This is a genomic window from Streptomyces sp. SID14515 (assembly GCF_010548505.1).
Classification (GTDB): domain Bacteria; phylum Actinomycetota; class Actinomycetes; order Streptomycetales; family Streptomycetaceae; genus Streptomyces; species Streptomyces caviscabies.
On sequence record NZ_JAAGMH010000024.1, the window covers coordinates 1 to 24,251 of the forward strand.

At 73.6% G+C, this 24,251-nt stretch carries 22 protein-coding genes and 1 tRNA gene; 15 read left to right on the forward strand and 8 right to left on the reverse strand.

Translation table 11 applies throughout. The features are described 5' to 3' along the window. Together G3I54_RS04080 and G3I54_RS04085 are read right to left on the reverse strand one after the other, a co-directional pair. On the reverse strand, positions 1 to 1,403 hold a 1,403-nt coding region (locus tag G3I54_RS04080; RefSeq protein ID WP_164611179.1), incomplete at its 3' end, for a HAMP domain-containing sensor histidine kinase. Beyond that, positions 1,400 to 2,131: a response regulator transcription factor gene (locus G3I54_RS04085; RefSeq protein ID WP_164611181.1), complete on the reverse strand. Its 732-nt coding sequence runs from the start codon at positions 2,129 to 2,131 to the stop codon at positions 1,400 to 1,402. The genes G3I54_RS04085 and G3I54_RS04080, both read right to left, overlap by 4 nt. A 154-nt stretch (positions 2,132 to 2,285) precedes the next feature. Between G3I54_RS04085 and G3I54_RS04090 the strand changes: the two genes are divergently transcribed. Then, positions 2,286 to 2,831, forward strand: coding sequence for a hypothetical protein (locus G3I54_RS04090; protein ID WP_164611183.1), 546 nt, complete (start codon positions 2,286 to 2,288; stop codon positions 2,829 to 2,831). Positions 2,832 to 2,870: 39 nt separating this feature from the next. Here G3I54_RS04090 and G3I54_RS04095 read toward each other — a convergent pair whose 3' ends face one another. Both G3I54_RS04095 and G3I54_RS04100 read right to left on the reverse strand, forming a co-directional pair. Continuing rightward, positions 2,871 to 3,836, reverse strand: a complete 966-nt coding sequence (locus G3I54_RS04095; protein WP_164611186.1) for a fused MFS/spermidine synthase — start codon at positions 3,834 to 3,836, stop codon at positions 2,871 to 2,873. Between the two features lie 77 nt (positions 3,837 to 3,913). Then, the gene (locus G3I54_RS04100) at positions 3,914 to 4,333 is read right to left on the reverse strand and encodes a hypothetical protein (protein ID WP_164611188.1); all 420 of its coding nucleotides are present in this window, start codon (positions 4,331 to 4,333) and stop codon (positions 3,914 to 3,916) included. 295 nt (positions 4,334 to 4,628) lie between these two features. Here G3I54_RS04100 and G3I54_RS04105 point away from each other — a divergent pair, with 295 nt between their 5' ends. Then, positions 4,629 to 6,077 carry a tetratricopeptide repeat protein gene (locus G3I54_RS04105; RefSeq protein ID WP_164611190.1) on the forward strand — a complete coding sequence of 483 codons (1,449 nt, stop codon included), beginning with the start codon at positions 4,629 to 4,631 and terminating at the stop codon, positions 6,075 to 6,077. 318 nt (positions 6,078 to 6,395) lie between these two features. On the opposite strand, the gene G3I54_RS04110 is transcribed toward G3I54_RS04105, so the two are convergent. Next, complete coding sequence (locus G3I54_RS04110; RefSeq protein ID WP_164611191.1) at positions 6,396 to 6,992, reverse strand: histidine phosphatase family protein; 597 nt, start codon at positions 6,990 to 6,992, stop codon at positions 6,396 to 6,398. Between the two features lie 250 nt (positions 6,993 to 7,242). On the opposite strand from G3I54_RS04110, the gene G3I54_RS04115 reads away from it, so the two are divergent. The 7 genes from G3I54_RS04115 to G3I54_RS04145 all read left to right on the forward strand — a co-directional run bounded on the left by G3I54_RS04115 (position 7,243) and on the right by G3I54_RS04145 (position 13,876). After that, positions 7,243 to 8,268, forward strand: coding sequence for a phosphatase PAP2 family protein (locus tag G3I54_RS04115; protein WP_164611193.1), 1,026 nt, complete (start codon positions 7,243 to 7,245; stop codon positions 8,266 to 8,268). A 106-nt stretch (positions 8,269 to 8,374) separates the two neighbouring features. Next, positions 8,375 to 9,409 carry a hypothetical protein gene (locus G3I54_RS04120; RefSeq protein ID WP_164611225.1) on the forward strand — a complete coding sequence of 345 codons (1,035 nt, stop codon included), beginning with the start codon at positions 8,375 to 8,377 and terminating at the stop codon, positions 9,407 to 9,409. Further along, entirely contained in the window at positions 9,400 to 11,052 is a 1,653-nt protein-coding gene (locus tag G3I54_RS04125) for a hypothetical protein (RefSeq protein ID WP_164611195.1), read from the forward strand. The genes G3I54_RS04120 and G3I54_RS04125 overlap by 10 nt, the downstream gene beginning before the upstream one ends. Positions 11,053 to 11,119: 67 nt before the next feature. Further along, on the forward strand, positions 11,120 to 12,454 hold the full coding sequence (locus tag G3I54_RS04130; protein WP_164611196.1) for an AAA domain-containing protein: 1,335 nt from the start codon (positions 11,120 to 11,122) through the stop codon (positions 12,452 to 12,454). A gap of 118 nt (positions 12,455 to 12,572) precedes the next feature. Next, positions 12,573 to 12,914 (forward strand): hypothetical protein, encoded by a 342-nt coding sequence (locus tag G3I54_RS04135; protein ID WP_098025437.1) that lies wholly within the window; start codon positions 12,573 to 12,575, stop codon positions 12,912 to 12,914. Between the two features lie 211 nt (positions 12,915 to 13,125). Continuing rightward, the gene (locus G3I54_RS04140) at positions 13,126 to 13,812 is read left to right on the forward strand and encodes a bifunctional DNA primase/polymerase (protein ID WP_164611198.1); all 687 of its coding nucleotides are present in this window, start codon (positions 13,126 to 13,128) and stop codon (positions 13,810 to 13,812) included. Next, positions 13,803 to 13,876 (forward strand) — tRNA-Lys (locus G3I54_RS04145). Before G3I54_RS04140 ends, G3I54_RS04145 begins: the two co-directional genes overlap by 10 nt. 66 nt (positions 13,877 to 13,942) lie before the next feature. Here G3I54_RS04145 and G3I54_RS04150 read toward each other — a convergent pair. After that, positions 13,943 to 15,184, reverse strand: coding sequence for a M6 family metalloprotease domain-containing protein (locus G3I54_RS04150; RefSeq protein ID WP_164611200.1), 1,242 nt, complete (start codon positions 15,182 to 15,184; stop codon positions 13,943 to 13,945). A gap of 386 nt (positions 15,185 to 15,570) precedes the next feature. On the opposite strand from G3I54_RS04150, the gene G3I54_RS04155 reads away from it, so the two are divergent. Next, on the forward strand, positions 15,571 to 17,502 hold the full coding sequence (locus G3I54_RS04155) for an EAL domain-containing protein (RefSeq protein ID WP_164611202.1): 1,932 nt from the start codon (positions 15,571 to 15,573) through the stop codon (positions 17,500 to 17,502). 32 nt (positions 17,503 to 17,534) lie between these two features. On the opposite strand, the gene G3I54_RS04160 is transcribed toward G3I54_RS04155, so the two are convergent. Next, positions 17,535 to 18,674, reverse strand: coding sequence for an LLM class flavin-dependent oxidoreductase (locus tag G3I54_RS04160; RefSeq protein WP_164611204.1), 1,140 nt, complete (start codon positions 18,672 to 18,674; stop codon positions 17,535 to 17,537). A gap of 106 nt (positions 18,675 to 18,780) precedes the next feature. Beyond that, a complete protein-coding gene (locus tag G3I54_RS04165; protein ID WP_164611207.1) occupies positions 18,781 to 19,545 on the reverse strand; it encodes a decarboxylase in 765 nt (254 codons plus the stop codon). A gap of 256 nt (positions 19,546 to 19,801) precedes the next feature. On the opposite strand from G3I54_RS04165, the gene G3I54_RS04170 reads away from it, so the two are divergent. The 5 genes from G3I54_RS04170 to ehuA all read left to right on the forward strand — a co-directional run bounded on the left by G3I54_RS04170 (position 19,802) and on the right by ehuA (position 24,112). Next, a complete protein-coding gene (locus G3I54_RS04170; RefSeq protein WP_164611209.1) occupies positions 19,802 to 20,776 on the forward strand; it encodes a D-2-hydroxyacid dehydrogenase in 975 nt (324 codons plus the stop codon). A 195-nt stretch (positions 20,777 to 20,971) separates the two neighbouring features. Next, positions 20,972 to 21,874 carry an ectoine/hydroxyectoine ABC transporter substrate-binding protein EhuB gene (gene ehuB, locus G3I54_RS04175; protein WP_164611211.1) on the forward strand — a complete coding sequence of 301 codons (903 nt, stop codon included), beginning with the start codon at positions 20,972 to 20,974 and terminating at the stop codon, positions 21,872 to 21,874. Between the two features lie 18 nt (positions 21,875 to 21,892). After that, complete coding sequence (ehuC, locus tag G3I54_RS04180) at positions 21,893 to 22,624, forward strand: ectoine/hydroxyectoine ABC transporter permease subunit EhuC (protein ID WP_164611213.1); 732 nt, start codon at positions 21,893 to 21,895, stop codon at positions 22,622 to 22,624. After that, the gene (ehuD, locus tag G3I54_RS04185) at positions 22,621 to 23,265 is read left to right on the forward strand and encodes an ectoine/hydroxyectoine ABC transporter permease subunit EhuD (RefSeq protein WP_164611214.1); all 645 of its coding nucleotides are present in this window, start codon (positions 22,621 to 22,623) and stop codon (positions 23,263 to 23,265) included. The genes ehuC and ehuD overlap by 4 nt, the downstream gene beginning before the upstream one ends. Further along, positions 23,255 to 24,112, forward strand: coding sequence for an ectoine/hydroxyectoine ABC transporter ATP-binding protein EhuA (gene ehuA, locus G3I54_RS04190; RefSeq protein ID WP_164611216.1), 858 nt, complete (start codon positions 23,255 to 23,257; stop codon positions 24,110 to 24,112). Before ehuD ends, ehuA begins: the two co-directional genes overlap by 11 nt. The last annotated feature ends 139 nt before the right edge of the window (positions 24,113 to 24,251 follow it).

Here is a 24,251-nt window from a genome sequence, read left to right on the forward strand (position 1 = left end):
CCGACCCGGCGGCCGACCCGGCGGCCGACCCGGCGGCCGTGTCCGCGCCGGCCGCGCTCGGGGCGGCTCCCGTGCAGGCCGATCCAGATCCGGACCTCCGTGCCGCCGAGGACGGACCGGCCGATGCGCAGATCGCCGCCGGTGGACTCGGCGACCCGGCGCACGATGTCCAGGCCGAGGCCGGTGGAGCCGACGGACCCGCCCGCCCCGTCGCGCCCGCTGGCGCCCCGGGCGAGGGCCGCCTTCGGGTCGGGGATGCCCGGTCCGGCGTCGGAGACGAGCACGATGACCGCGTCGCCGCTGTGGTGGACGTCGACGGAGAAGGCGGTGCCCTCGGGGGTGTGGCGGAAGACGTTGCCGAGCAACGCGTCCAGTGCGGCGGCCAGTTCGGGCCGGGCCACCGGGATGCGCACCGTACGGTCGACTCCCGCGAGGCGGACCTCGCGGCCCTCGTCCTCCGCGAGCGCAGACCAGAAGCCCATGCGTTCGCGGATCACCTCGGAGGCGTCGCAGCCCGCGCCCGTCTGCACTCCCTGGGTCGCCGGACGCTGTTCGCGGGCGGTGCGGATGATCGTGTCGACCTCGTGCTCCAGCTGCTGGACCGCCGCCCGGGTCTGCTCGGCCGCCGGGCCCTCGCCGAGCGAGGCGGCGTTCAGCCGGAGCACGGTGAGCGGGGTGCGCAGCCGGTGCGAGAGGTCGGCGGCCAGCTCGCGCTCGTTGGCCAGGAGCTGGACGACCTGGTCGGCCATGGAGTTGAACGCGACGGCCGCGGACCGCAGTTCGGTGGGCCCGTCCTCCGGCACCCGGGTGCCGAGGCGCCCCTCCCCCAGGTCCTGGGCGGCGCCCGCGAGGCGCTGGGCGGGCTGCACCATCCGTACGCCGAGCCGGTCGGCGACCGCGACCGAGCCGACGATCAGCGCGACGCCGACGCCCGCCAGCATCAGCCAGGCGGTGGCGACCCCGTTGGAGACCTCGCCCTCCGCGACGAACACCTCGACGACGGCGATGTCCCCGGTGCTCAGCGCGGTCGGCTGGAGGAGCGCGAACCCGCCGGCGACCTCGGTGACGGAGGCGCGCCCGGCCTTGCGTACGGTCTCCACGTCCTTGGGGGTGGCGCGCCGGGTGCCGATGTCCAGGGGCCCGTCCTCGGCCTTGTCCGGGGCCGGGACGTGGACGGCGAGGCGGCCCCGGTCGCCCGGTTCGGTGGACAGGACGGCCCGGGTCAGCTCCTCGCGGTCGGTGGTGATGGAGAGGGTCGGGGCGATCGTCGCGGCCTGGCGTTCGGCGTCGGAGAAGGCCCGGTCGCTGGCCATCTCCCGGATGACGAGTCCGAGCGGTACGGCGAAGGCGATGACGACCATGGCCGTGACCGCCAGGCAGACCTTGACCAGGGCCCATCTCATGCGGGCGGCTCCGTGACCGCGGCGTCGGGGTGCGGGGCGTCGGCGGGCGGCTGGAGCTTCACGCCGACGCCGCGCAGGGTGTGCAGATAGCGCGGGCGGGCGGCGGTCTCGCCGAGCTTGCGGCGCAGCCAGGACAGATGGACGTCGATGGTCTGGTCGTCGCCGTAGGACTGCTGCCAGACCTCGGCCAGCAGCTCCTTGCGGGCTACGACCACGCCGGGCCGCCCGGCCAGGAAGGTGAGCAGGTCGAATTCGCGCCGGGTCAGGTCGAGTTCGGCCCCGTCCAGCTCGGCGCTGCGGCGCAGCGGGTCGATGGAGAGCCCGCCGACGCGGATGACCCGGGGCGGCGGCGCCTCGCCGCCTGCGGCGCGCGAGCGGCGCAGCACGGCGGCCATCCGGGCGGAGAGGTGCTCGACGGAGAACGGCTTCGTCAGATAGTCGTCGGCGCCGTCGTTGAGCAGCCGGACGATCTCGCTCTCGTCGTCCCGGGCGGTGGCGATGATCACGGGCACATCGGTGATGGACCGCAGCATCTTCAGCGCCTCGGCGCCGTCCAGGTCGGGCAGCCCGAGGTCGAGGATGACCACGTCGAAGCGGAAGTGCGCGACCTCGCGCAGCGCTTCGAGCGCGGTGCCCACGCTCCGTACCGTGTGGGAGGCCTCACTGAGGTGCCGGATGAGGGCGGAACGTACGAACTGGTCGTCCTCGACCACGAGCACACTTGCCATGGGCGGCACCGTACGCCATGCCGGCGGGCCCGGTCCCGGCCCCGCCGGAAACCTCCGCAAAGGCCGGAGAAGGGCGATTGCGGAGCCCCGGAGGGGAAAGCGGAACCGGAACCGGGGGAGCCGGAAGCGGGCCGGGTGGTGCAGGATGTGCCGAATGCAACGAGGATTCGCACACGCACTGGCGTGGTCGCTCGCCACCGGCGCGGCGGTCACGTTGTCGTGGTGGGGTGTGCACACGGTCATGACCGGAACGGCGTACGACCCGCCGCGGGCCGTGCCGATCTCGGTCGGCGCGGGGCCTCCTCAGCGCATCGGGCAGTCCACCGAGGCGCCGCTCGTCTCCTCGACGCACCGGGCGTCGCCCTCGCCCTCCGCCTCGACGCGCACCGGCGACGCGAGCCCTTCGCCGTCGGCCCCGCGCCCCTCCCGTACGCCGTCGGCGACCCCGGCGAAGCCGCCCGCGCCGTCGACTTCGGGCGAGGTGAAGAGCTATCGCACGGACGGCGGCCGGGTCGTGTTCGAGCTCGGGGCGGACTCGGCGAAGCTCGTCTCAGCGACTCCGGAGCCGGGCTGGTCGATGCGGGTGTGGACGAACGACGCCTGGATCCGGGTCAACTTCAGTGACGCGGGCGGCGCGACGTACTCCGTGTTCTGCACCTGGAACGGGCATCCGCCGCTGGTGCAGATCGTCGACCCGTAGGCGGTCCGGACCGTCGAGGCGTGGACCGGGGCTCTTCGGCTACTCGAAGACCGAGGGCGGCGGTGCGGGGGACGGCTTGGCCGCGGCGTCGGTGACGACGGCCGCGCCGCCGGTGAAGTCGGTGAGCGCACGGCCGTGTTCGACCCGGCCGGGGTGCGGGTCGCTCGCCACGCGCCGGGTGAACTCCGCGACCGGGAGCGGCAGGGCCGAGGCGAGTAGGACCGCGTTGCCGAAGCGGCGGCCGCGCCACACCACCGGGTCGGCGGCCAGCGCCAGTTCGGGGAAGACCGCGGCGGCGGTGGCCACCTGGCCGCGCAGATGGGCGAGCGGTGGCCCGTCGGCGAGGTTGGCCGCGTACCGCCCCTCGGGCTTCAGGACCCGGCGGACCTCGGTGAGGAATTCGGCCGAGGTGAGGTGGGCGGGGGTGCGGGCCCCGCTGAACACGTCCGCGATGACCAGGTCCGCCCAGCCGTCCGGGAACCTGCCGAGCCCTTCGCGGGCGTCGGCCGCCCGGACCCGGACGCGGGCCTGCGGGTCCAGCGGGAGGTGATCGCGGACGAGCTGCACGAGGGGCGCGTCGAGCTCGACGATCTGCTGGGTGGAGCGCGGGCGGGTCGCGGCGGTGTACCGGGCGAGGGTGAACGCGCCGCCGCCCAGGTGCAGGACGTGCAGCGGCTGGGGCGCGGGGGCGGCGAGGTCGATGACGTGGCCGAGGCGGCGCTGGTAGGCGAACGAGAGGTACGCGGGGTCGTCGAGGTCCACGTGGGACTGCGGGGCGCCGTCGATCAGGAGCGTCCAGCCGTGCGGGCGTTCCCGGTCGGGTATGAGCTCGGCGAGCCCGCCGCCGACCGGCCGGGAGACCGGCTCGCGCTCGCCCCGCCCGGAGCCCCGGCGTTCCTTCGCCCGGTCACCGGCGCCCGCGCCCTTGCCCTTGTTCCTGCCGGTGGGGCTGTCCGTGCCGGCGGCCTTGTTCTTGCCCCGGGCCGGCGCTCCTCGACGTGCCACGTTCGCTGGTCCTTGCTGGTGGGGGCCCGGGTCGCCGGCCGCGGCGGAGGCGTTCCGCCCGTCCGGCCATTATGGGCTCAGCAGCAGTTGTCGGCCGCCTCGATCAGCCGGGCGGCCTGGTCGAGGGCGGCGCGGAGCACGGCCGGATCGGTGACCGGGGCGTCGTCGGCGGGCGGGAGCAGCCAGCCGGAGCCCGCGCCGGTGGCGGGCGGCTCGGCGGGGATGCGCAGCCCGCGCCCGTCGGTCCGCGTACAGGCGCTGCCCGGTACGTCCCAGGCGTCGGCGGTGCCCGGCGGCACGAGGAAGCCGAGGGTGTCGCAGGCTCCGTCGTGCAGGACCGGGCCGACGGCCTCCTGGTCCCGTCCTCGGCGGAGGATGTCGACGGCTTCCAGGCCCTGCCGCGCCGGGACCGTGACGAGGTCGCAGGACTGGTCCGCCTGCGCGGCGGCCGCGGGGGCAAGGGGGCTCATCGAGCCGGTCGGGGTCGTCGGGGGCATCGGTTTCGTCGCGGTCGTCCGTGAGCCGGTCTCCCTGCCGAGATGCAACAAGGGAACCCCTCCTCTCATCGCCGAACGGAGCCACACTCCGTCTCCACATGGACCAACGCCGCGGGTGCGTCAAGGGCTACGGGCCCACACCGCCGCAAAGGGTGGCAGTTCATGGCGGATCGAGGGCGGTATGCCCCTTTCGCAACGAAACGCTGTGTGTGCGTCCCGTCACAGCAGGTACGTTCTTGCTCCGCCGGGACACCGGGAACCACGGATCCCGGCCAGCACCAGAGAGGGGCCGGCCATGGTGTCGACAGCGGCAGTTCCCAACCTCGCCTTCCGTCAACTGCGCGGACAGCGCTCCGCCGGGGAGTTCGCGGCGGCCGTCCGCCGAGCGGCACGGGAGATCGGGGAGCAGGTCGCGTGCGACGCCCGGTACATCGGGCGCGTGGAGTCCGGGGAGATCCGCTGCCCCAACTACGCCTACGAACGCGTCTTCCTGCACATGTTCCCCGGGGCGACCCTGGCCGACCTGGGGTTCTCGGCCCGCGAGAGCGTACGGGGGCGGGGCGCCCGGGTCGTGTCCGAACCGCCACCCGCCCCTCCGGCGTCCGCCCCGGCCACCGGCCCCGACCTTCCCCACCGCGACACCGAAACCGACGACATCCCCATCCCCGAGGAGAGCGACGTGCTGCGTCGCGTGTTCATGATGAGCGGCACCACCACGGTGGCGGCCGCTTCCCTGGGTCTCGGCGGGGCGCCCGCCTCCGCCGCCCGGGTCTCTCTGCCCGCGCAGCGCCGGGTCGGCGAGGCGGAGGTGAGCGCCGTCGAGAAGGCCGTACGGCAGATCCGGCTGCTGGACGACCGGCACGGCGCGGACGGGCTCTACCGGCGGGCCGCGCAGCCGCTGCGCGCGGCGTACGAGCTGCTGGACGCGGGGACCACCGCGCGGCGCGCCACCGCGGACCGGCTGCACGCGGGGGCCGGTGAGCTGGCCATCTCGGTGGGCTGGCTGGCCCATGACTCGGGCCGCTTCGACGACGCCCGCTCGCACTACGCGGAGGCGCTGGCCACGGCGCGGCTGGCGGGGGACGCGGGTCTTGAGGCGCACGCGTTCTGCAACACGTCGTTCCTGGCCCGGGACGCGGGGCGGCCCCGGGAGGCGGTACGGGCGGCGGAGGCCGGACAGCGGGCCGCCCGCACGCTGGGGTCGCCCCGGCTGCTGGCGCTGCTCGCGCTGCGGGAGGCGGGGGGCCGGGCGGGGCTCGGTGACCGTACGGGGTGCGACCGGGCGATCGGGCGGGCCCGGGCGGCGTTCGACCGGGGGCCGGCGGCGGGTGATCCGGAGTGGATGAGCTTCTTCCGGGAGGCGGAGCTGGAGCTGCTGGAGGCGCAGTGCTGGTCGGCGCTGGGCGACTGGTCCCGGGCGGCGCGGCACGGGCGGCGGGCGGTCGTGCTCCAGGACGCGCACTTCACCCGGAACCTGGCGCTGTACCGGGCCCAGCTCACGGGTGACCTGGCCCGGGCGGGGCGGGCGGACGAGGCGGCGGCGACGGGGCACCAGGTGCTGGATCTGTTGACCCGGGTCCAGTCCTCGCGGATTCGGGGGATGTTGGCGGGGGCGGCGCGAGTGCTGGAGGGCCGGGCGGGGGCGGGCCCGGTGGCCAACTTCCTGACCCGCCACGAGGAGTCCACCTCCACGGCTGCGGACCGGCTTTCAACCGCACCCTCCAGCACGTTCCGGGGCGCGTAACCCAGCCCGTCCGGCGCGCCCCCAGCCCGTCCGGCGTTTGAGGACGGAACCGGTGAGCACGTTCCCGGGTGCGCAATCCCAGCCCGTCCGGCGTTTGAGGACGGAACCGGTGAGCACGTTGCCGGGTGCAGACTCAGGGTGTCCCGCGCCACGGGTCCGTGAAGAGCCCGCCCCACCGGCCGAAGGGTTCCGTCCTCAAGCGCCGGACGGGCTGGAATGGGCCCAGGGCTCCGTCAAGGGCACGCCCGCCCGAGCGAACGGCTCCGTCCTCAAACGCCGGACGGGCTTGAAAGTGGCCGGACCGACGCGAGGGGGCCGCTATCGCTCCAAGTGACCCGTGTCGTTCCACCGCTCCACGGCCGGCAGGCCATACGCCCAGCCCAGGACCGACAGCGACGTCGGCTCCAGGCGGACGCGGGCGCCGAAGGACAGGTCCTCGCCCAGCCACCGCGCCCCCAGCGCCCGCAGGATGTGGCCGTGGGCGAAGACCAGGACGTCCCGGTCCGCCGACCGTGCCCAGTCGACGATCTCGTCCGCGCGGGCGGTGACGTCGGCCACGGACTCCCCGTCCGGCACCCCGTCCCGCCAGATCAGCCAGTCCGGCCGGTCCGCCTTGATCTGGGCCGGGGTCAGCCCCTCGTACGCCCCGTAGTCCCATTCCATCAGCGCGTCCCACGGCTCGGCCCGCTTCCCGAATCCGGCCAGTTCGCAGGTCTCGGCGGCCCGGACGAGCGGGCTGGTGCGGACCTCGACGCCGGGCAGCCCCGCCCAGGCCCCCCGGTGCAGCCGCTCGCCGAGCAGCTTGGCGCCCTCGCGCCCGGTGTCCAGGAGCGGGATGTCCGTCCTGCCGGTGTGGTTGCCCCGGACCGACCACTGGGTCTGGCCGTGCCGGGCGAGCAGGATGCGCGGTGCCATGACGGCTCTCCCTGAAACGCTGGAACGCTGGTGATGGGCCTTCCATCATCCCGTACCGGGCGGAAGGGCAACCTCCGGGGCCGTCCGGGCGTCCCTCCCTGAGCAGCTGCCCGCCGACCGCTTCGACCACGGCGGGGAGCGCTGCGTACGGGATGTCCGGAAGGGGACCCCCCGGGGGAATCGGCGGCACGGTGCCGCCGTACGGTTGAACGCTCGCCGTCGGCCGCATGAACATGGGGAGAGCTACCGGATGCCGCACGCCACCGCGCCGCCCGTGACCGGTCATCGGCCCCGCTGGTGGACGGAGCTGCCACTGATCGCGGTGGTGTACGCGCTGTACTCGGTGGGCCGGCTCCTGGTCCGCGGCGATGTGTCGACCGCGGTCGACCACGGCCTGGCGATCCTGCGGCTGGAGCAGGCGCTGTATCTGAACGCCGAGCACCCGCTGAATCGTCTCTTCACCAGCACCCCGTCGCTCGGGATACCCGCCGACTTCGCGTACGCGTCCCTGCACTACCTGGTCACCCCGGCCGTCCTCATATGGCTGTTCCGGCGCAGATCGGCGGCGTACCGGGCGGCCCGGGTCTGGCTGATGAACTCCACGCTGCTGGGTCTTGTCGGCTTCACGCTGATGCCGACCTGTCCGCCCCGGCTGCTGGACGCGAGCCACGGCTTCGTCGACACGATGGCGCAGTACAGCGCGTACGGCTGGTGGGGCGCCGGGGCGAGCGCCCCGCGCGGGCTGAGCGGGATGACCAACCAGTACGCGGCGATGCCCAGTCTGCACGTCGGATGGTCCCTGTGGTGCGGGATCCTGCTGTGGCGGCACGGCCGTCATCCGCTCGTCCGGGCGGCGGGCATCGCCTATCCGCTGATCACCACGATCGTCGTGATGGGCACCGCCAACCACTACTTCCTGGACGCCGTCGCGGGCGCCGCGGTGATGGGGGTCGGAGCCCTGCTGGTCCGGCCCGTCGTCCGGCTGGCCGACCGGTTCAAGGCATGGGCCGGAGCCCGGGTCGGCGGCCCGGTCGCGGCTCTGTTCGACGGCCGGTTCGGGAGCGGCCGGAGCACCGTTTCCGTGGACGTAACCGAGGACGTTCCGGCGACCGTGCCCCCGAATGTCAGTACCGGGTGCAAGACTTCCCCGGGTGAGCGAATCCCCGGCCAGCGGACCACCTCCGCAGATCCCCCCGGCACGGCAGTCGGCGGCCCGGCAGACAGAGACGCCGCCGACGCGGCCGCGAGCGACGACGCTCCGGCAGCGGCTCGCTGAGCTGCGCGGCCCGTCCGTCGCGCCGCATCCGCTCGATGCCAGAGCCCTCGCCGCCCTGGCCGCCAATCCCGGTTGCAAGCGGCGGGCCCTGCTCGACGGCGCCGGGGTGGACAAGGGCGTGCTGGCCACCGCGCTCGGCTCCCCCGCCCCCTTCGGGCAGTCCCAGTTCGCCTTCATGCGGGGCAACGCGTTCGAGGCGAAGGTCAAGGCCGACGGCGGGGCCGAGCTGCTGCGCCTGCTGTACGAACGGCTCGGCGGCGGTGCACCGGCCCCGGCCGGTGACGTCGCCACGCCCGATCTGAGCGCCGCCGGTCCCGAGGGCCGGGCCGCGCGCACCGCCCTGGCCCTGCGGGAGGCCACGGCGGCGGGCGGCTGGGCGCTGCTGGACCACCCGATGCTGGCCCTGGAGGTGGCGGGCTCCCCCGCCTATCTGGAGCCCGACGCGGTCGTGGTGCACCCCGACGGCCGGTGGACGGTCGTCGAGATCAAGTCGTTCCCGATGATCGACGCGTCGGCCGACGCGTCGAAGGTCGGCGCCGCCGCCCGGCAGGCCGCGGTGTACGTGCTGGCGCTGGAGCGGGTCGCGGCGGTCACGGAGGGTGCCGATGTCGGGCACCGGGTGCTGCTGGTCTGCCCCAAGGACTTCTCGAACCTGCCGACCGCCTCCGTCGTGGACGTACGCAAGCAGCGCGCCGTGACCCGTCGGCAGCTGACCCGGCTGACGCGCGTCGAGGACATCGCGGCGGCGCTGCCGGAGGGCACGACGTTCGACCCGGCGTGCCCGCCCGAGGAACTGGACGCCGCCGTGGCGGCGGTGCCCCCGGCGTACGCCCCGGAGTGCCTGGCCGCCTGCGAGCTGGCCTTCCACTGCCGGTCGAAGTCCCGGGCCGAGGGGGCGGTGGAGGCGCTGGGCCGCAGTGTCCGCGGTGAGCTGGGCGGACTGACCACGGTGGCCGGGGTGCTGGCCGCCGCCGCGGGCAAGGAGGGCGATCCCGCCGATCCGACGGTCGCCGCGCTGCGCCGGGCCGCCGCCCTGCGCGCCGAGGCCCTGGAGAGCGCCGCCGTCCTGCGGGCCGGGGCCCGGGAAGCCGTCTCGGTCGCGGGCGCCGGAAATCCGGAGGGTGCGGCCGCATGTCGCTGATCACCACCCTGGCCCGGCTGGAGGCCGTCGACACCGGCCGCGCCCAGCCGCTGGCGACCGTACGGCACCGTCATCTCACCGACCGGCCGCTGGTGCTGGTGCCGCTGACCACCGCAGGTGAGGCCGGTGCCCCGCTCGGGGCGCTGGTCGGCACGGACCGGGAGGCGCCCCGGCTGCTGGCCGTCGCCCAGCCGCGCGACCGGGACCTGCGGTTCGCGTTCCTGGCCGAGCTGGCGGAGGCGGTCCTGCCGCACATCGAGGCGTACGCGGACGTCGTCGAGCCCGCCGAGCGCAACGAGACGGACCCGGCGACCGGCAAGAAGACCAAGGTCGAGGTCGAGCTGTGCACGGACGCCGCGCAGCTGATCGTGCCGAGCCGGGCGGGCGTCGAGTTCGTCCGGCTGCTGGGCCGGTCCATGCGGTTCCGCCGCACCGCCGAGGACGATCCGGACACCCCGTATCCGGCCCCGGCCCGGGTGCCGCTGCTCGGCCGCTGGCTGACGCATTACGGGGAGCGGGCCCGGGTGCCCGGTTCCTCACTGCTGCCGGCCGCCACGGATCTGCTGAACCGGCACTGGGCGACCGGGCAGAGCAGCCTGGAGGACCAGCACCTGGGCGCGCTGCTGGCCTGGATCGATCCGCCGGCCGGCTCCTCGGGGGCCGAGGCGGCGCTCCGGGCGGAGCTGGCCCGGGACGGCGAGGGCCAGCTGCTGTGCCCGCCGGCCGGTCCGGCCACCGATCCGGACTTCGACAACCGTCTCCTCGCCCCGGCGATCGAGCGGTACGACCGGGCGCGTACGGCGTTCGCGTCCGCCGAGGACGGCCTCGCGGCGGACGCCCGCCTCGGTGAGCTGAGCGACGCCGAGCGGGCGATCCGTTCCCTGCTGGCGAAGGTGATGCTGCCGACCTGGGACGCGGTGTGGCGGAGCCTGGATCTGCTGCGGGAGCTGCCGGAGGGTTCCCGGGCCGAGGACCGCTGGACCCGGGACCGGTGGTCGTTCACCGCGCACCGCGACCGGGTGCGCTCGGGCGAGCCCCCGCAGCCGCGCCGCGACGACGCGGTGACGGCGGCCCAGAAGCTGGCCTCCCGGGAGACCGCCCAGGCCCAGCTGGAGGCGCAGGAGGCGCTGGACGATCCGCTGGTGCTGGCGGGGCGGCGGCTGGCGGGCGAGGCGTTCCTCGCCACGGTGACCGCGGTGGAGATGGCGTACACCGAGTCCAAGCGGCCCTCCCCGCGCCCGCTGGTCACCGTCCGCACGGACGAGCGTCCGCATCTGGGCGAGCGGACGAAGGTCTACCGCTCGCTGGACGGCAAGCCGCAGACGGCGGAGTTCGTGCGGTACGCGGACGCCTCCCCGGTCGACGCGGACGAGCCCCCGGCCGACGGGGTCGCCGACGACGGCGAGATCCTGCTGGTGCTGCGAATCCTGGACCGGATGGGCCGGGGCAAGGAGCCCGCGCCCGGTTCGGTGCCGGAGCCCGGGGAGCGGATCGCCTGGACCCTGTTCGAGCACGACCAGCGCGGCGGCCCGAAGCTGCCGGACCCGGAGGAGACGCCGTGGACCCACGGCGGCCCGCCGGGCGCGGACGCCGCGACGCGCGCGGAACACCCCGACCCCGTGACCCCGGAGGACCTGCTGTGACCCCGACCGCCGTCGCCACCGCCACGGAGGGACCGCTGTGACGGCCGGCCACCCGGGAGGATCCGCTGTGCGTGCCGTCTTCGACCCGGGCGCGGAGGCGGCGCGCGCGACCGGCGCGATCCTCGACGACACCCTGCGCGGCGCCTCCCGGGGCATCGTCGTGGACTCGCCGCCCGGCGCGGGCAAGTCGACGCTGGTGGTCCGGGCGGCCCTGGAGCTGGCCGCCGCCGGACATCCGCTGATGGTGATCGCGCAGACCAACGCCCAGGTCGACGACCTGGTGGTGCGGCTCGCGGAGAAGGACCCGGAGCTGCCGGTGGGCCGGCTGCACAGCAGCGACTCCGACCCGTACGACAAGGTGCTCGACGGCCTGGACAACGTACGCAAGTCGGCGAAGGCGGCCGATCTGGCCGGGCTGGACATCGTGATCTCGACGGCCGCCAAGTGGGCGCACGTGAAGAACGTGGAGCCGTGGGGGCACGCCATCGTCGACGAGGCGTACCAGATGCGGTCCGACGCGCTGCTGGCCGTGGCCGGGCTGTTCGAGCGGGCGCTGTTCGTCGGTGATCCGGGCCAGTTGGACCCGTTCTCGATCGTGGGCGCGGACCAGTGGGCCGGGCTGAGCTACGACCCGTCGGCGAGCGCGGTGTCCACGCTGCTCGCGCACAACCCGGAGCTGCCGCAGCACCGGCTGCCGGTCTCCTGGCGGCTTCCGGCGTCGGCGGCCCCGCTGGTGTCGGACGCGTTCTACCCGTACACGCCGTTCCGCAGCGGTACGGACCACGGGGACCGGAAGCTCTCCTTCGGGGTGGCGTCGGACGGTTCGGGGCCCGACCGGGTGCTGGACGTGGCGGCGGAGTCCGGGTGGGGGCTGCTGGAGCTGCCGGCCCGGCACACCCCGCGCACCGACCCCGAGGCGGTACGGGCGGTGGCGCTGGTGGTCCGGCGGCTGCTGGACCGGGGCGGCGTCGCCACGAGCGAGCGGGCCGAGGAGCCGGTGCCGGTGACGGCGGACCGGGTGGCGGTCGGCACGGCCCACCGGGACCAGGCGGCGGCGGTGCGGGCGGCCCTCGCGGAGCTGGGCGTCACCGGGGTCGCGGTGGACACGGCGAACCGGCTCCAGGGCCGCGAGTTCGACGTCACGGTGGTGCTGCACCCGCTGTCGGGCCGCCCCGACGCCACGGCCTTCCACCTGGAGACGGGCCGGCTGTGCGTGCTGGCCTCACGGCACCGGCACGCCTGTGTCGTGGTGTGCCGGGAGGGGGTGGCGGACCTGCTGGACGAGCATCCGTCGACGGAGCCGGTCCAGCTGGGCGTCACGGTGAAGTTCCCCGACGGCTGGGAGGCGAACCACGCGGTGCTGGCCCACCTCGCGGAACGGCGGGTGCGGTGGCGGCCCTGAGCGGGAGTCGCTCCCCGCGCCCCCGACGCACGCCCCGGCCCCCTTGCGCGGGGTTGGACAATGGAGGGTGGCCGTCCGGGTCTTCCGGTCATCAGGTCGCCCGAGGGAGGAACACCACATGACACAGTCCGAGCGGAACGAACGGCAGCGGCTGCGCCCCGCGCCGCTGCTCTTCGAGCCGTCTCAGGCCACGGCGGATCCGGAGCACTTCTTCGACCTGGAGTCGATGGAGGACCCCCGCGAGCTGCTGGCCCGTGCGACCGAACTGACGCAGGCCTTCCGGGCGGCGACGGACCGGTCGGTGGAGTTCCAGGCGCTGGCGGCGGCCCAGCTCGCCGACCCGCGCCGGTTCGACCGGCTGACGGCGGCGGATGTCGCGGAGCGCGCGGAGTGGACCGAGGACTACGCGAAGAAGATGATCGAGTTCGGCCGCACCCTGCTGGACGCGCCCAGAGCCTGACGCCCGGAGCCTGACGCCCGGAGCCTGACCTGCGGCGCCCTGTGGGGCCGATGTGACGCGTGGGGCGGCAGGGGCAGGTGCTCTTCCGGCAGGCCGGAGGTCAGGTCCGGTGGCATATTCCGGCGGGCAAGATACCCCTCCCCCTCCCACCGTGTCCCGGATTCCGGCAACTCTCGGAATCCTTTCCGTCACTCCCGGTAGACCTTGCTCCATGAGCGCATGGCTGAAAGACGAAACGACCCTGCAGGCCGGTGCCGCCCCGCACCACGGCGTCGACATCTTCGCCCTGCTGCGTGACCAGCCCGGCCCCCAGGCCGCACAGGTCACGGCGGCCGGCGCCGCCTGGCTGGCGGGGGCCGCTCCCTACCCACGCAGCACGCTCGCCCAGTGGGAGGAGCGCCCCACGGCGCCCGGGGTGCTCCCCTGCGGTTCCGCCTTCGACGTGGTGAACGTGCCGGCGCTGTTCGGGCGGCGGATGCTGGAGCAGCTCTGGACCGAGGGGCCCGGCTCCGGTCCGGTCGCCACGCACCGGGGCCGGATGCTGCTGTTCGCCGCCCCCGGAACCGCCCAGCGGCTGCCCTCGCTGCTCGCCTGGGAGGAGTGGGGATCCGGTGGTTCGGCGGGCTCCGGCGAGCGGCGCGGGGAGGTGCCGCCCCTGCTCTGTCACGGCACCGGTGACGCCGTGACCGTACCGCCGCTGACCTGCACGTCGTCCGACGGCGGGCCGCGCTGGGTGGTCGCGCCCGACACCCGTGGTCCATGGCTGCCGGGCCCCGACGTCCTGCTCTGGGCGTGTGTGCGGGTGAGCCGGTCCGCGCCCTCCCGGGGTACCGCGCATTCGATTTTTCCTCGGGCGGATCAGGGTGCTAATGTCTACGACGTCAGCAGGCGCCGTTAGCTCAGTTGGTTAGAGCAGCTGACTCTTAATCAGCGGGTCCGGGGTTCGAGTCCCTGACGGCGCACAGACGGAAGAAGCCCCTCGCGGAAGCGGGGGGCTTCTTCGTGTTCCGGCACCGGGGCGGTGCGGGTCAGACGCCGGTGGTGATCCGGACGGTCCAGGAGCCGGACGGGGTGCGGTCGGCGACCTCGACGCGGGTGTCGGCGCCCGGCACGGTGAAGGTCTCGCCGACCCCGAGCGGGGCGTCGGCCAGCGGCGGGTAGACGGAGCGGTCCCAGCAGGCCCCGGTGTTCGGGTGGGTGTCGACCACCTCGACGGGTCCGCCGCCGGAGGCCGTCCCGCTGCGGATCCGGTAGATCAGGATGCCCTCGGCACAGGTGCCCCGGTCGTTCCCGGTGGCGCTGCGGGCCTCGATGGCCAGGGCGCTGTCGCTGCCGGTACGGACGACGGCGAGCCGGGTGCCGATCGACCCGCCGGGCACCGGGGCGGCGGCGACCGGTTCCAGGGTGAGGTCGGCCGAGCCCTGGACGCAGACGACCTGGCGTCCGCCGAGCCAGCCGAGCTTCCACTTGTGCCAGCCGAACAGGTCCGGGGCGAGGCCGAACTGGCTGCCCATGACGTCCCAGTCGCCCACGTGGGTGTCCCAGTCGCCCTTGCCGTCGGTGGGCCGGTGGTAGAGGTCGGCGAGGTCGAAGACGTGCCCGGTCTCGTGGGCGAGGACGTTGCGGTCGGGCGGGTGCTGCTCGAAGACCGTGACGACGCGCCGGATGTCGCTGCCGTCGGCGCGCAGCGGCCGGTCGAAGTTGACGACCTTGGTGGCGTCGGAGTCGACGCCGGGGGCGTCCGGGTCGGCCACCAGGTAGACGACGTCGTACCGGGAGAAGTCCACCTCCGCGTCGGCGGCGTCGATGGCGTCCCGCAGGTAGGCGGTGCGCCGCTCCGCGTCCCAGTCCCGCTCTATGCCGTACCAGGTGGAGTCGCGCGGCATCTGCGTCCAGGTCCGCTGCGGATGGGCGCGCAGGGTGAACCGGCCGTAGCTGGCGCGCTCGAAGAAGCGGGTGGTGGCGGGAAAGTGGTCGGCGGTGAGCGTCTCGGGGGTGAGCGCGGGCTCGGAGTCCGGGAAGGACAGGAAGATCATGACCGCGTCGAGTCCTCGGTCGGGGCGCGGGTAGGCCCCGTTCCAGGTGTTCAGGCCGAGCGAGTGGTGCGCCGCCGTCCGGGGCAGGGCGCAGGGAGCGGCGTCCCCCGTGGCGGCCACGGCGGGGCCCGCGACGAGGGACATGGCGGCGAGCGCCAGCAGCGAGGTGGCGGCGGCGGCCAGACTGCGCAGGGGCGGCCGTTCCGCTCCCCCTGGTCCGCGACGGGACGGCACATCGACCTCCGGGTGGGGAAACGCGGTCCTTCCCGTCCACCCTGTGCCGCTTCACCACGCCACGCCCTGTTGTGCTGCCCCACACGGGTCAGCGGTCAAAATCACCGCCCACACCTTCACGGAACGTCACCATCGGTCAGCCCAGCCATCCGATACGACAGATCCGCACAGAAATAATCAGGACCGGGCAAAGCGGAACGCCTGCTACCAGCCATTCACGGACCCGCGCGATGGCCCGGACCGGGCGGCGAGCTGGAACGGCCGACGCGGCACCCTCTATGCTTCACCACGCTTTCCCGCGTGGAACGGGTCCCTTCACGGGACCGCCACCCGGTGGCCAGTCCGACCCCACCAGTTCACGACGACCTTCACAGCGGGAGCGAGCGGTGAGCGGAACCTCCGAAGGGCCGAGCGCCCCGGCAGGCACGGCCTCCGGCGTGCCCTCCGCGCCGGTCACGGAGCGTCATGCGACGGCGGTGGACCCGCCCCCGGCGGACCGCTCCCGGCAGCCGGAGTACCCCCCGGAGCCGGACCCGTCCCCGGCCGGTGGCGGCCCCACCGCAGCCGAGCTGCGCGACTACCGGGCCGCCTTCAACGCCGCCACGCTCCCCATGGGCGTCGTCGACGGCCGGGGCCAGGTCGTGCGGGCCAACGAGGCGCTCGGCGGGCTGCTGGGGGCTCCGGCGGCGGTCCTCGCCGGGCGGCCGGCGTGCGAACTGCTCGACCTCTCCTCCGACGACCGCACCTGGCACGCCTACCGCGAGGTCCTCCTGGGCCGCCGTTCCCGGTTCCGCTGCACCCGACGCCTCAAGCACCCCGACGGGCGCTCGCTGTGGGCCGAGATCACCGTCGTACCGATGACCGGGGCGTCGGCGGCGGAGTCCGCCCGGGTGCTGCTGACGGTCGCGGACGTCAGCGACCGGCGCGAGCTCCAGGAGCGGCTGCGCCACCTCCAGATGCACGACCCGGTGACCCGGCTGCCCAACCGGACGCTGTTCTTCGAGCGCCTCGCATCCGCCCTGGAGACCCCGCCGTACCAGGACGACTCGATGCCGCCCCGGCAGCACGGCCGGATCGGGCTCTGCTATCTGGACCTGGACGGCTTCAAGGCGATCAACGACACCCTGGGCCACCGGACCGGCGACCGGCTGCTGGCCGCCGTCGCCGCCCGGCTCACCGACTGCGCCGAGAACGACGCCTCCCGCAATCCCGGCGGCAGCCGGCTGGTGGCGCGCCTGGGCGGCGACGAGTTCGCGATCCTGGTCGAGGACTCGGCCGGTACGCAGGAGCTCACCGACCTGGCCCGCTCAGTCCTCGCCGCACTCCAGCAGCCGTTCGACCTGGCCGGGCAGCGGCTCTCGGTCTCCGCGTCGATCGGCGTGGTCGAGCGGGCCGCGGCCGGCACCTCGCCCACCGGTCTGATGCAGGCCGCCGACACCACGCTGTACTGGGCGAAGGCGGACGGCAAGGCCCGCTGGACCGTGTTCGACCCGGAGCGCAACGCCCACCGCATGACCCGGCAGTCCCTCTCCTCCACGCTCCGGCCCGCCGTGGAGCGCGGCGAGTTCACGCTGGAGTACCAGCCGCTGGTCGGGATGGCGGACGGGGTGCTGCGCGGGGTCGAGGCGCTGGTGCGCTGGAACCATCCGCAGTTCGGCGTGCTGCCGCCGAATCGGTTCGTCCAGATCGCCGAGGAGGACGGCTCGATCGTCCAGCTCGGCCGCTGGGTGCTGCGCACCGCGTGCCGGCAGGCGCGGCGCTGGCAGCTGGACCACCCGGACGAGCCGCCGCTGTTCATCAGCGTCAACGTCGCCGTACGGCAGGTCTGGGACTCCGACCTGGTCGCCGATGTGGCCCAGATCCTGGCGGAGACGGAGCTCGATCCCGGGCTGCTCCAGCTGGAGCTGACCGAGTCGGCGGTGATGGGCTCGGGCGGCCGGCCGCTGCGGGCACTCCAGGCGCTGAGCGACATGGGCGTACGGATCGCCATCGACGACTTCGGGACGGGTTACAGCAACCTCGCCTACCTCAGCCGGCTGCCGGTCTCGGTGCTGAAGCTGGACGGGGCGTTCGTGAAGGGCTTCCGGTACGAGGACGGTACGCATCCGAGCCCGGCCGACGAGACGATCGTGGAGGCCATGGTGCAGCTGGCGCACCGCCTGGGCCTGACCGTCACCGCGGAGTGCGTGGAGACGGCCGGGCAGGCGGAGCGGCTGCGGCGGATCGGCTGCGACACCGGGCAGGGCTGGCTGTACTCACGGGCCGTGGCGCCGGAGCAGATCGCCGGGCTGATCGGGTCCCGGCCGCTGGAGGGCTGACGCCCCCGGACGCCCGGGACCCGTGGGAGCAGCTAGGCGGCGGGCAGGCCGTACGCGTCCGCGATCAGGTCGTAGCTGCGCAGCCGGGCGTCGCCGCCGTGGGCGTTGGCGGTGATCATCAGCTCGTCGGCGCCGGTCCGCTTGGCCAGGTCGTCGAGGCCGCTACGGACCTCGTCGGCGGTGCCGTGGACGACGTTGGAGAGCCAGCCGTCGACGAACTCCCGCTCCATCGGGGAGAAGTCGTACGCCGCCGCCTCCTCCGGGCTCGGGATCAGCCCCGGGCGGCCGGTGCGCAGCCGGACCATGGACAGCGCTCCCGTCAGCACCTGGCGACGGGCCTCGCGCTCGTCGTCGGCGGCCAGCGCCGAGACCCCGATCAGGGCGTACGGGGCGTCCAGCACGGCGGAGGGCCGGAAGGACTCGCGGTACAGGTCGAGCGCGGGAACGGTGTTCTGCGCCGAGAAGTGGTGCGCGAAGGCGAACGGCAGCCCGAGCGTGCCGGCCAGCCGCGCGCTGAAGCCGGAGGAGCCCAGCAGCCAGACCGGCGGCCGGTGCGCGGACTGCACGCCACCGGCGGCGGTCGCCTGGACCGGGCCGGGCACGGCGTGGATCCGGCCGTACGGGTGCCCGTCCGGGAAGTCGTCGTCCAGGAAGCGGATCAGCTCCATGAGCTGCTGCGGGAAATCATCAGCGCCCTCGTTGAGCCGGTCGCTGCGGCGCAGGGCCGCCGCCGTCGCGCCGTCCGTACCGGGGGCCCGGCCGAGGCCGAGGTCGACCCGGCCCGGGGCCATCGCCTCCAGGGTGCCGAACTGCTCGGCGATCACGAGCGGCGCGTGGTTGGGCAGCATCACGCCGCCGGAGCCGAGCCGGATGCGCTCGGTGTGGGCGGCGATGTGCGCCAGGATCACGGCCGGGGAGGACGAGGCGACCCCGGGCATGGAGTGGTGCTCGGCGACCCAGAAGCGGTGGAAGCCGCGGCTCTCGGTGAGCTTCGCGATGTCCACGCTGGTGCGCAGGGCCTGGGTCGCGGTGCGGCCCTGCCCCACGGTGACCAGGTCGAGGACGGACAGCGGAACGGCGGCCGTTCCGGCTGCGACGCCCCGGATCCCGTCACTGTCGCCCGCGCCGCCCCTCGCGTCGTCGCGGGTCTCGTCGCCTCGGATCTCGTCCACGTGTCGGCCTCTCCCGGTGCTGCTGTCGTACGTCTGCGTATCGGAGAGAGACAACAGGAGGGCGACTCCGTTTTATTCCCGGAGGGTCCGGGCGGGCGCGGCGGCGCTACTCCCGTACCTCGATGCCCTTCGGCTCCAGCGACCTCAGCACCGGCTCCCGGGTGGCGAACAGGGTGCCGAGCGTCGGGGCCCAGGTCCGGCGGTCGGCGAGGCGCAGCCCCTCCCAGACCGTGACCTGGTTCGCCGTGAGGACGGGCTTGCCGAGCAGCTCCTCCAGCTCGGGGACGTACGCGGCGGTGTGCAGGGAGGTGTCCGGGATCAGCACCACCTCGGCGTCCGGGTGGTCCGCCTCCCGCGCCAGCCGCTTCACCTGCTCCGGGGCCCAGGATCCGGCCTCGGCCGAGGAGACGGCCCCGCCGGACGCGGCGGCCACCACCTCGACGCCCGCCGACGCCAGGAACTCCGCGAAGAGCCCGGTGACGTCCTCGGGGTAGGGCGCGGCGACGGCGACCCGGCCGGCGCCGAGCTCCCGTACCGCGTGGCCGAAGCCGATGGCGGTGCTGGAGGCGGGCAGGCCCGCCGCCCGGGCGAGTGCGGCGATCTGCTCGTGGGCGCCTTCCCAGCCGAGCCCGAAGCTGCCGCCGTCGGAGGCCCAGAGCAGCGCCTCGGCCCCGGCGAGGCGCAGTTCCTCCACGCCTTCGGCGATCCGGTCGGCCGCACCCTGCTCGCGCAGCGCGTCGGGACGGTAGGCGTCCTCGCCGGTCTCGGTGGAGAACAGGGGCAGCCGGATGTCGGTGTCGAGCAGGATCTCGATCCGTGGGAAGTCGTCCTCGGCGGCGTGGCCCGGGTAGAGAAGTCCTACGGTCGTCATGTCCACCCTTCCTGTACGTCGACGGCTCGCCACGCGGCGTACGACCCCGGCACGGGGGCGCGGCGGCCCTCCGGACGCTCCGGCGGCCGTGACCGCGCGACCGGTCACTCTTGCCCCGACTTGTTCCCAGTATTCCCCCGCGCGAGCGCCGGGGCGCGCGGCCGGGCCTCGTTGACGCGGGGGTGACCTGCTGCGAGCGTGGCGATCGTTCACATCCGTATCCACATCCACATCCACCGCGGAGGGCCGACCGCCCATGCCGGATCCCGTCCTGCTCGTCCTCGGCGCCGAACCGTCCCCGCGGCTCGGCCGGCTGACCGGCCGGGTGGACGTGCGGTACGCGGACGACTCCTCGCTCGCCGAGCTGCTCCCGGCCGCCGATGTGCTGCTGGTGTGGGACGTCGCGTCGGACGCCGTACGGGAGGCATGGCCCGGGCCCGGGCCGCGGCCGCGCTGGGTGCACACGGCGAGCGCGGGCGTGGACCGGCTGCTCTGCCCGGAGCTGGTCGCATCCGACACCGTTCTGACCAACGCGCGGGGCGTCTTCGAACGGCCGGTCGCGGAGTGCGTGGCCGGTCTGGTGCTGGCCCTCGCCACGGATCTCCCGGGCACGCTGGAGTTCCAGCGGCAGCAGCGCCGGCACGACCGGGAGGGGCAGCGGGTCGCCGGATCGCGGGCGGTGGTCGTGGGCGCGGGCCCGATCGGCCGTGAGATCACCCGGCTGCTGCACGGCCTGGGGGTCACGGTGGCGCTGGTGGGCCGGACCGCCCGGCGCACGATCCACGGGGTGGCGGATCTGGACCGGCTGGCGGCGCGGGCGGACTGGGTGATCGCGGCGGTCCCGCTGACGGAGTCGACGCGCGGGATGTTCGACACCCGGTTCTTCGGGCTGCTCCAGCCGTCGGCGCGGTTCATCTGCGCGGGGCGGGCGGCGACGGTGGTCGAGGCCGATCTCGTGGACGCGCTGAACCGCCGCTGGCTCGCGGGGGCGGCGCTCAGCACCTTCCAGGAGGAACCGCCGGATACCGGAAGCCCGTTGTGGGACACCCCGGGGCTCCTGCTCACCCCGCACCTGGGCGGGGACACCGCGGGCTGGCGCGACCGGCTGAGCGAGCGGTTCGTGGCGATGTACGAACGGTGGTCGCGCGGCGAGCCGTTGCCGAACGTGGTCGACAAGGACCTCGGTTACGTTCCGTCGCCGGATCTCGCCCAGGACACCGCCGGGCACTGACGCACTGTCATGAATCCTGGGTGGCGGGGGAACACGCCCCGCACACCCCTGGTCGCCCTCCGCCCCTCTTCGGGCACGGGAAGGTCACCTTCCGGCCACTGTTGGGTTACATGCCCCGGCTTCCTGCATAGACGTACGGGATCGGGCAGGCGCTCACCCTGTCCGGACTGTTCGACCTCCAGGAGATTGCGAACCATGGCTGAATTCCCGAACCTGTCCCGCCGGGGTTTCCTCAACGGATCGGCGGCCGTGGGCGGCCTCCTCGTCGTGCCCGGCCTCCTCACCGCGTGCAGCAAGACCGACTCCGGCTCCGCGACCGGCGAGGGCGCCCTGGACAAGCTCCGTAAGCAGGGCTTCGTACGGGTGGCGTACGCCAACGAGGCCCCGTACGGCTACCTGGAGGGCAAGGAGCTCAAGGGCGAGGCCCCGACGCTGCACCGGGAGATCTTCAAGGCGCTCGGGGTGGACGAGCTGAAGCCGACGCTCTCCGAGTGGGACGGGCTGATCCCCGGGCTCCAGGCCGGGAAGTACGACGTGGTCAGCGCGGGCATGGCCATCACCCCGGAGCGCTGCGGCAACGCGATCTTCTCCGAGCCGGAGTTCATCTCGCCGACCGCGCTGATGGTGAAGAAGGGCAACCCGAAGAAGGTCACCGACCTGGCCTCCGCGAAGGAGGCGGGGATCACCGTCGGTGTGATGTCCGGTGCGGTGGAGGGCAGTTACGCCAAGGGCGCGGGCATCGCCGAAGGCAAGATCAAGACGCTGCAGAAGCCGCAGGACGGGGCCGACGCCGTCAAGGGCGGCCGGATCGACGCCTTCCTGCTCACCGGCATCTCGCTGCGCTGGCTGGCGAAGACCAACCCGGACACCGAGGTCACCGAGGCGTTCGTGCCGCAGCTGGACGGCAAGGAGCAGTTCTCGCCGGGCGGCGCGGTGTTCCGCAAGGGCAACGAGGACCTGCGGGACTCCTTCAACCGCGAGCTGAAGAAGATCGTCTCCGACCGCTCGCGCTATGTGCAGCTGCTGGAGCCGTACGGGTTCGGGGAGACGGAGATCCCGCCCACCGATCTCAAGACCGCGGATCTGTGCAAGGGCTGACGGGGCGGACGCGCACGCATGAGTGACTTCTTCTCCCTCCTCGTCGAGGAGTTCCCCCGGGTCCGCTCGGGTCTGTGGGTGACGCTCCAGGCCACGGTCCTGGGCGCGCTGCTGGCCGGGGTGCTGGCCTTCGCGCTCGGGCTGATGGCGGGCAGCCGGCTGCTCCTGGCGCGCGGGTTCTCCCGGGTGGTCGTGGAGTTCTTCCGGGGCACCTCGCTCTACATCCAGCTGTTCTGGCTCTACTACGCGATGCCGCTGGTCACCGGCTACGAACTGACCCCGGTCATCTGCGGGGTGGTCGCGTTCGGCCTCAACTTCGGTGCGTACGGCGCCGAAGTGGTGCGGGGCGCCGTCAACTCCGTACCGCGCGGGCAGTACGAGGCGGCCATCGCGCTCAACCTGAGCCCGTCCAGGCGGCTGTGGAAGGTGATCCTGCCGCAGGCCTGGGTGCAGATGATCCCGAGCTTCACCAATCTGCTGATCCAGCTGCTGAAGGCGACCCCGCTGCTGTGGCTGATCTCCGCCGCCGATCTGATGACGGTGATCCAGCAGCTGCGCGACCGTACCGGTGAGACCCTCACCGCCTATCTGACCCTGCTGGCCGCCTACTTCGTCCTGGCGTACGCGCTGACGATGCTGATGAATCTGCTGGAGCGGAGCGCCAAGCGGCGGCTCGGCCTGGACACCGGCGCGAAGAGCCTGTTCAAGAGCCGCAGCGCGTCCACCGCCGCCGTGGGAGGTACCCGATGAACGACGGCTTCGACTGGGACGCCGTCGGCGAGTCCCTGCCGCTCCTGCTGGAGGGGTTCCGGATCACCCTGCTCGCCACCGTGCTCGGCACCCTGGTGGCGGCCGTGCTGGGGCTGGCCGTCGCGGTGGCCGGACGCGCGCCCAGCAGATTCGTGACGGTGCCGGTGCGCCTCGTCATGGAGTTCGTCCGCTCCACCCCGCTGCTGGTCCAACTGGTCGGCGCAGCAGCCCTGTTCAACACGGTGGAGCCGCTGTACATCGGCATCACCGTGCTGGGCGTCCACTACGCCGCGTACACCTCCGAGGTCTACCGGGCCGGGATCGACGGGGTACCGAAGGGGCAGTGGGAGGCGTGCCGCGCGCTGTCGCTGTCGCCCCGGCGCACCTGGCAGGCCGTGATCCTGCCGCAGGCGGTGCGCAATGTGCTGCCCGCACTCGGGAACTACGCGATCTCGATGTTCAAGGAGACGCCGTTCCTCGCCGTGATCACAGTGCAGGAGATGGTCTTCGAGGCCCGGTACTACGGGGCCGAACACTTCGCGTACACCGAGGTGTTCACCCTCGCGGGCCTGATCTTCCTGGTCGCGAGCTACCCCACGTCGCTGTTGATGAGAAAGCTGGAGAAGCGCCTTGGCCACTGAACCCCTCCCCCTGAAGAAGACGGAGTCGCCGGGGCCGGCCGGAGCTCCCGAGGACGCCGTCCCGGCAGCCGCGCGCACGGGCGAGCCGCTGGTGCGCTTCGACAAGGTGGTCAAGCGCTACGGCGACCATGTGGTCCTGGACGAGCTGGACTTCACCGTGGACCGCGGCGAGCACGTCACCCTGATCGGGCCCAGCGGCTCGGGCAAGACCACGATCCTGCGGCTGCTGATGACGCTGGAGAAGGTCAGCGACGGGGTGATCTGGGTCGACGGCTCACCGCTGACCCACGTCCGCACCCCGGACGGTTCGCTGAAGCCCGCGGGCGAGAAGCAGCTGCGCGAGTCCCGGAAGAAGATCGGGATGGTGTTCCAGCAGTTCAACCTCTTCCCGAACATGAAGGTGATCGAGAACATCACCGAGGCCCCGGTCAGCGTGCTCGGCAAGAGCCGCGAGGAGGCGGAGACCCGGGCCCGGGAACTGCTGGACCTGGTCGGGCTCTCCGCGAAGGTCGACGCCCACCCCTCCCAGCTCTCCGGCGGCCAGCAGCAGCGGGTCGCCATCGCCCGCGCCCTGGCCATGGAACCGGAGATCCTGCTGCTGGACGAGGTGACATCGGCGCTCGACCCGGAGCTGGTGGCGGGCGTGCTGGAGCTGCTGGAGGACATCGCCCGGAACACCGACATCACCATGCTCTGCGTGACCCACGAGATGAGTTTCGCCCGGGACGTCTCGGAGAAGGTGCTGATGTTCGACGCGGGACGGGTCGTGGAGTCCGGATCCCCGGAAAAAATCTTCTCCGATCCGTCGCACGAACGTACGCGCGAGTTCCTCAACGCGGTGCTGTGACCTCGCAGTTGAACCACCGCCCATGACGGTGGCATATGCCAGGCGGGTGCGCCCCAGATGACAGCCATGGGGCGCGCCTACTGACTCGTCAACTGCCGCCCCGTGCGGGCGTTCCGGCGGCTATCGTGGGGCGAAAGCT

Coding starts and splice junctions, on each gene's coding strand:
- ehuB (WP_164611211.1), top strand. CDS start 20,972: ATGGCTGAATTCCCGAACCTGTCCCGCCGGGGTTTCCTCAACGGATCG.
- ehuD (WP_164611214.1), top strand. CDS start 22,621: ATGAACGACGGCTTCGACTGGGACGCCGTCGGCGAGTCCCTGCCGCTC.
- G3I54_RS04140 (WP_164611198.1), top strand. CDS start 13,126: ATGAGCGCATGGCTGAAAGACGAAACGACCCTGCAGGCCGGTGCCGCC.
- G3I54_RS04090 (WP_164611183.1), top strand. CDS start 2,286: ATGCAACGAGGATTCGCACACGCACTGGCGTGGTCGCTCGCCACCGGC.
- G3I54_RS04115 (WP_164611193.1), top strand. CDS start 7,243: ATGCCGCACGCCACCGCGCCGCCCGTGACCGGTCATCGGCCCCGCTGG.
- G3I54_RS04100 (WP_164611188.1), bottom strand. CDS start 4,333: ATGCCCCCGACGACCCCGACCGGCTCGATGAGCCCCCTTGCCCCCGCG.
- G3I54_RS04105 (WP_164611190.1), top strand. CDS start 4,629: ATGGTGTCGACAGCGGCAGTTCCCAACCTCGCCTTCCGTCAACTGCGC.
- G3I54_RS04125 (WP_164611195.1), top strand. CDS start 9,400: ATGTCGCTGATCACCACCCTGGCCCGGCTGGAGGCCGTCGACACCGGC.
- G3I54_RS04135 (WP_098025437.1), top strand. CDS start 12,573: ATGACACAGTCCGAGCGGAACGAACGGCAGCGGCTGCGCCCCGCGCCG.
- G3I54_RS04165 (WP_164611207.1), bottom strand. CDS start 19,545: ATGACGACCGTAGGACTTCTCTACCCGGGCCACGCCGCCGAGGACGAC.
- ehuC (WP_164611213.1), top strand. CDS start 21,893: ATGAGTGACTTCTTCTCCCTCCTCGTCGAGGAGTTCCCCCGGGTCCGC.
- G3I54_RS04110 (WP_164611191.1), bottom strand. CDS start 6,992: ATGGCACCGCGCATCCTGCTCGCCCGGCACGGCCAGACCCAGTGGTCG.
- G3I54_RS04085 (WP_164611181.1), bottom strand. CDS start 2,131: ATGGCAAGTGTGCTCGTGGTCGAGGACGACCAGTTCGTACGTTCCGCC.
- G3I54_RS04170 (WP_164611209.1), top strand. CDS start 19,802: ATGCCGGATCCCGTCCTGCTCGTCCTCGGCGCCGAACCGTCCCCGCGG.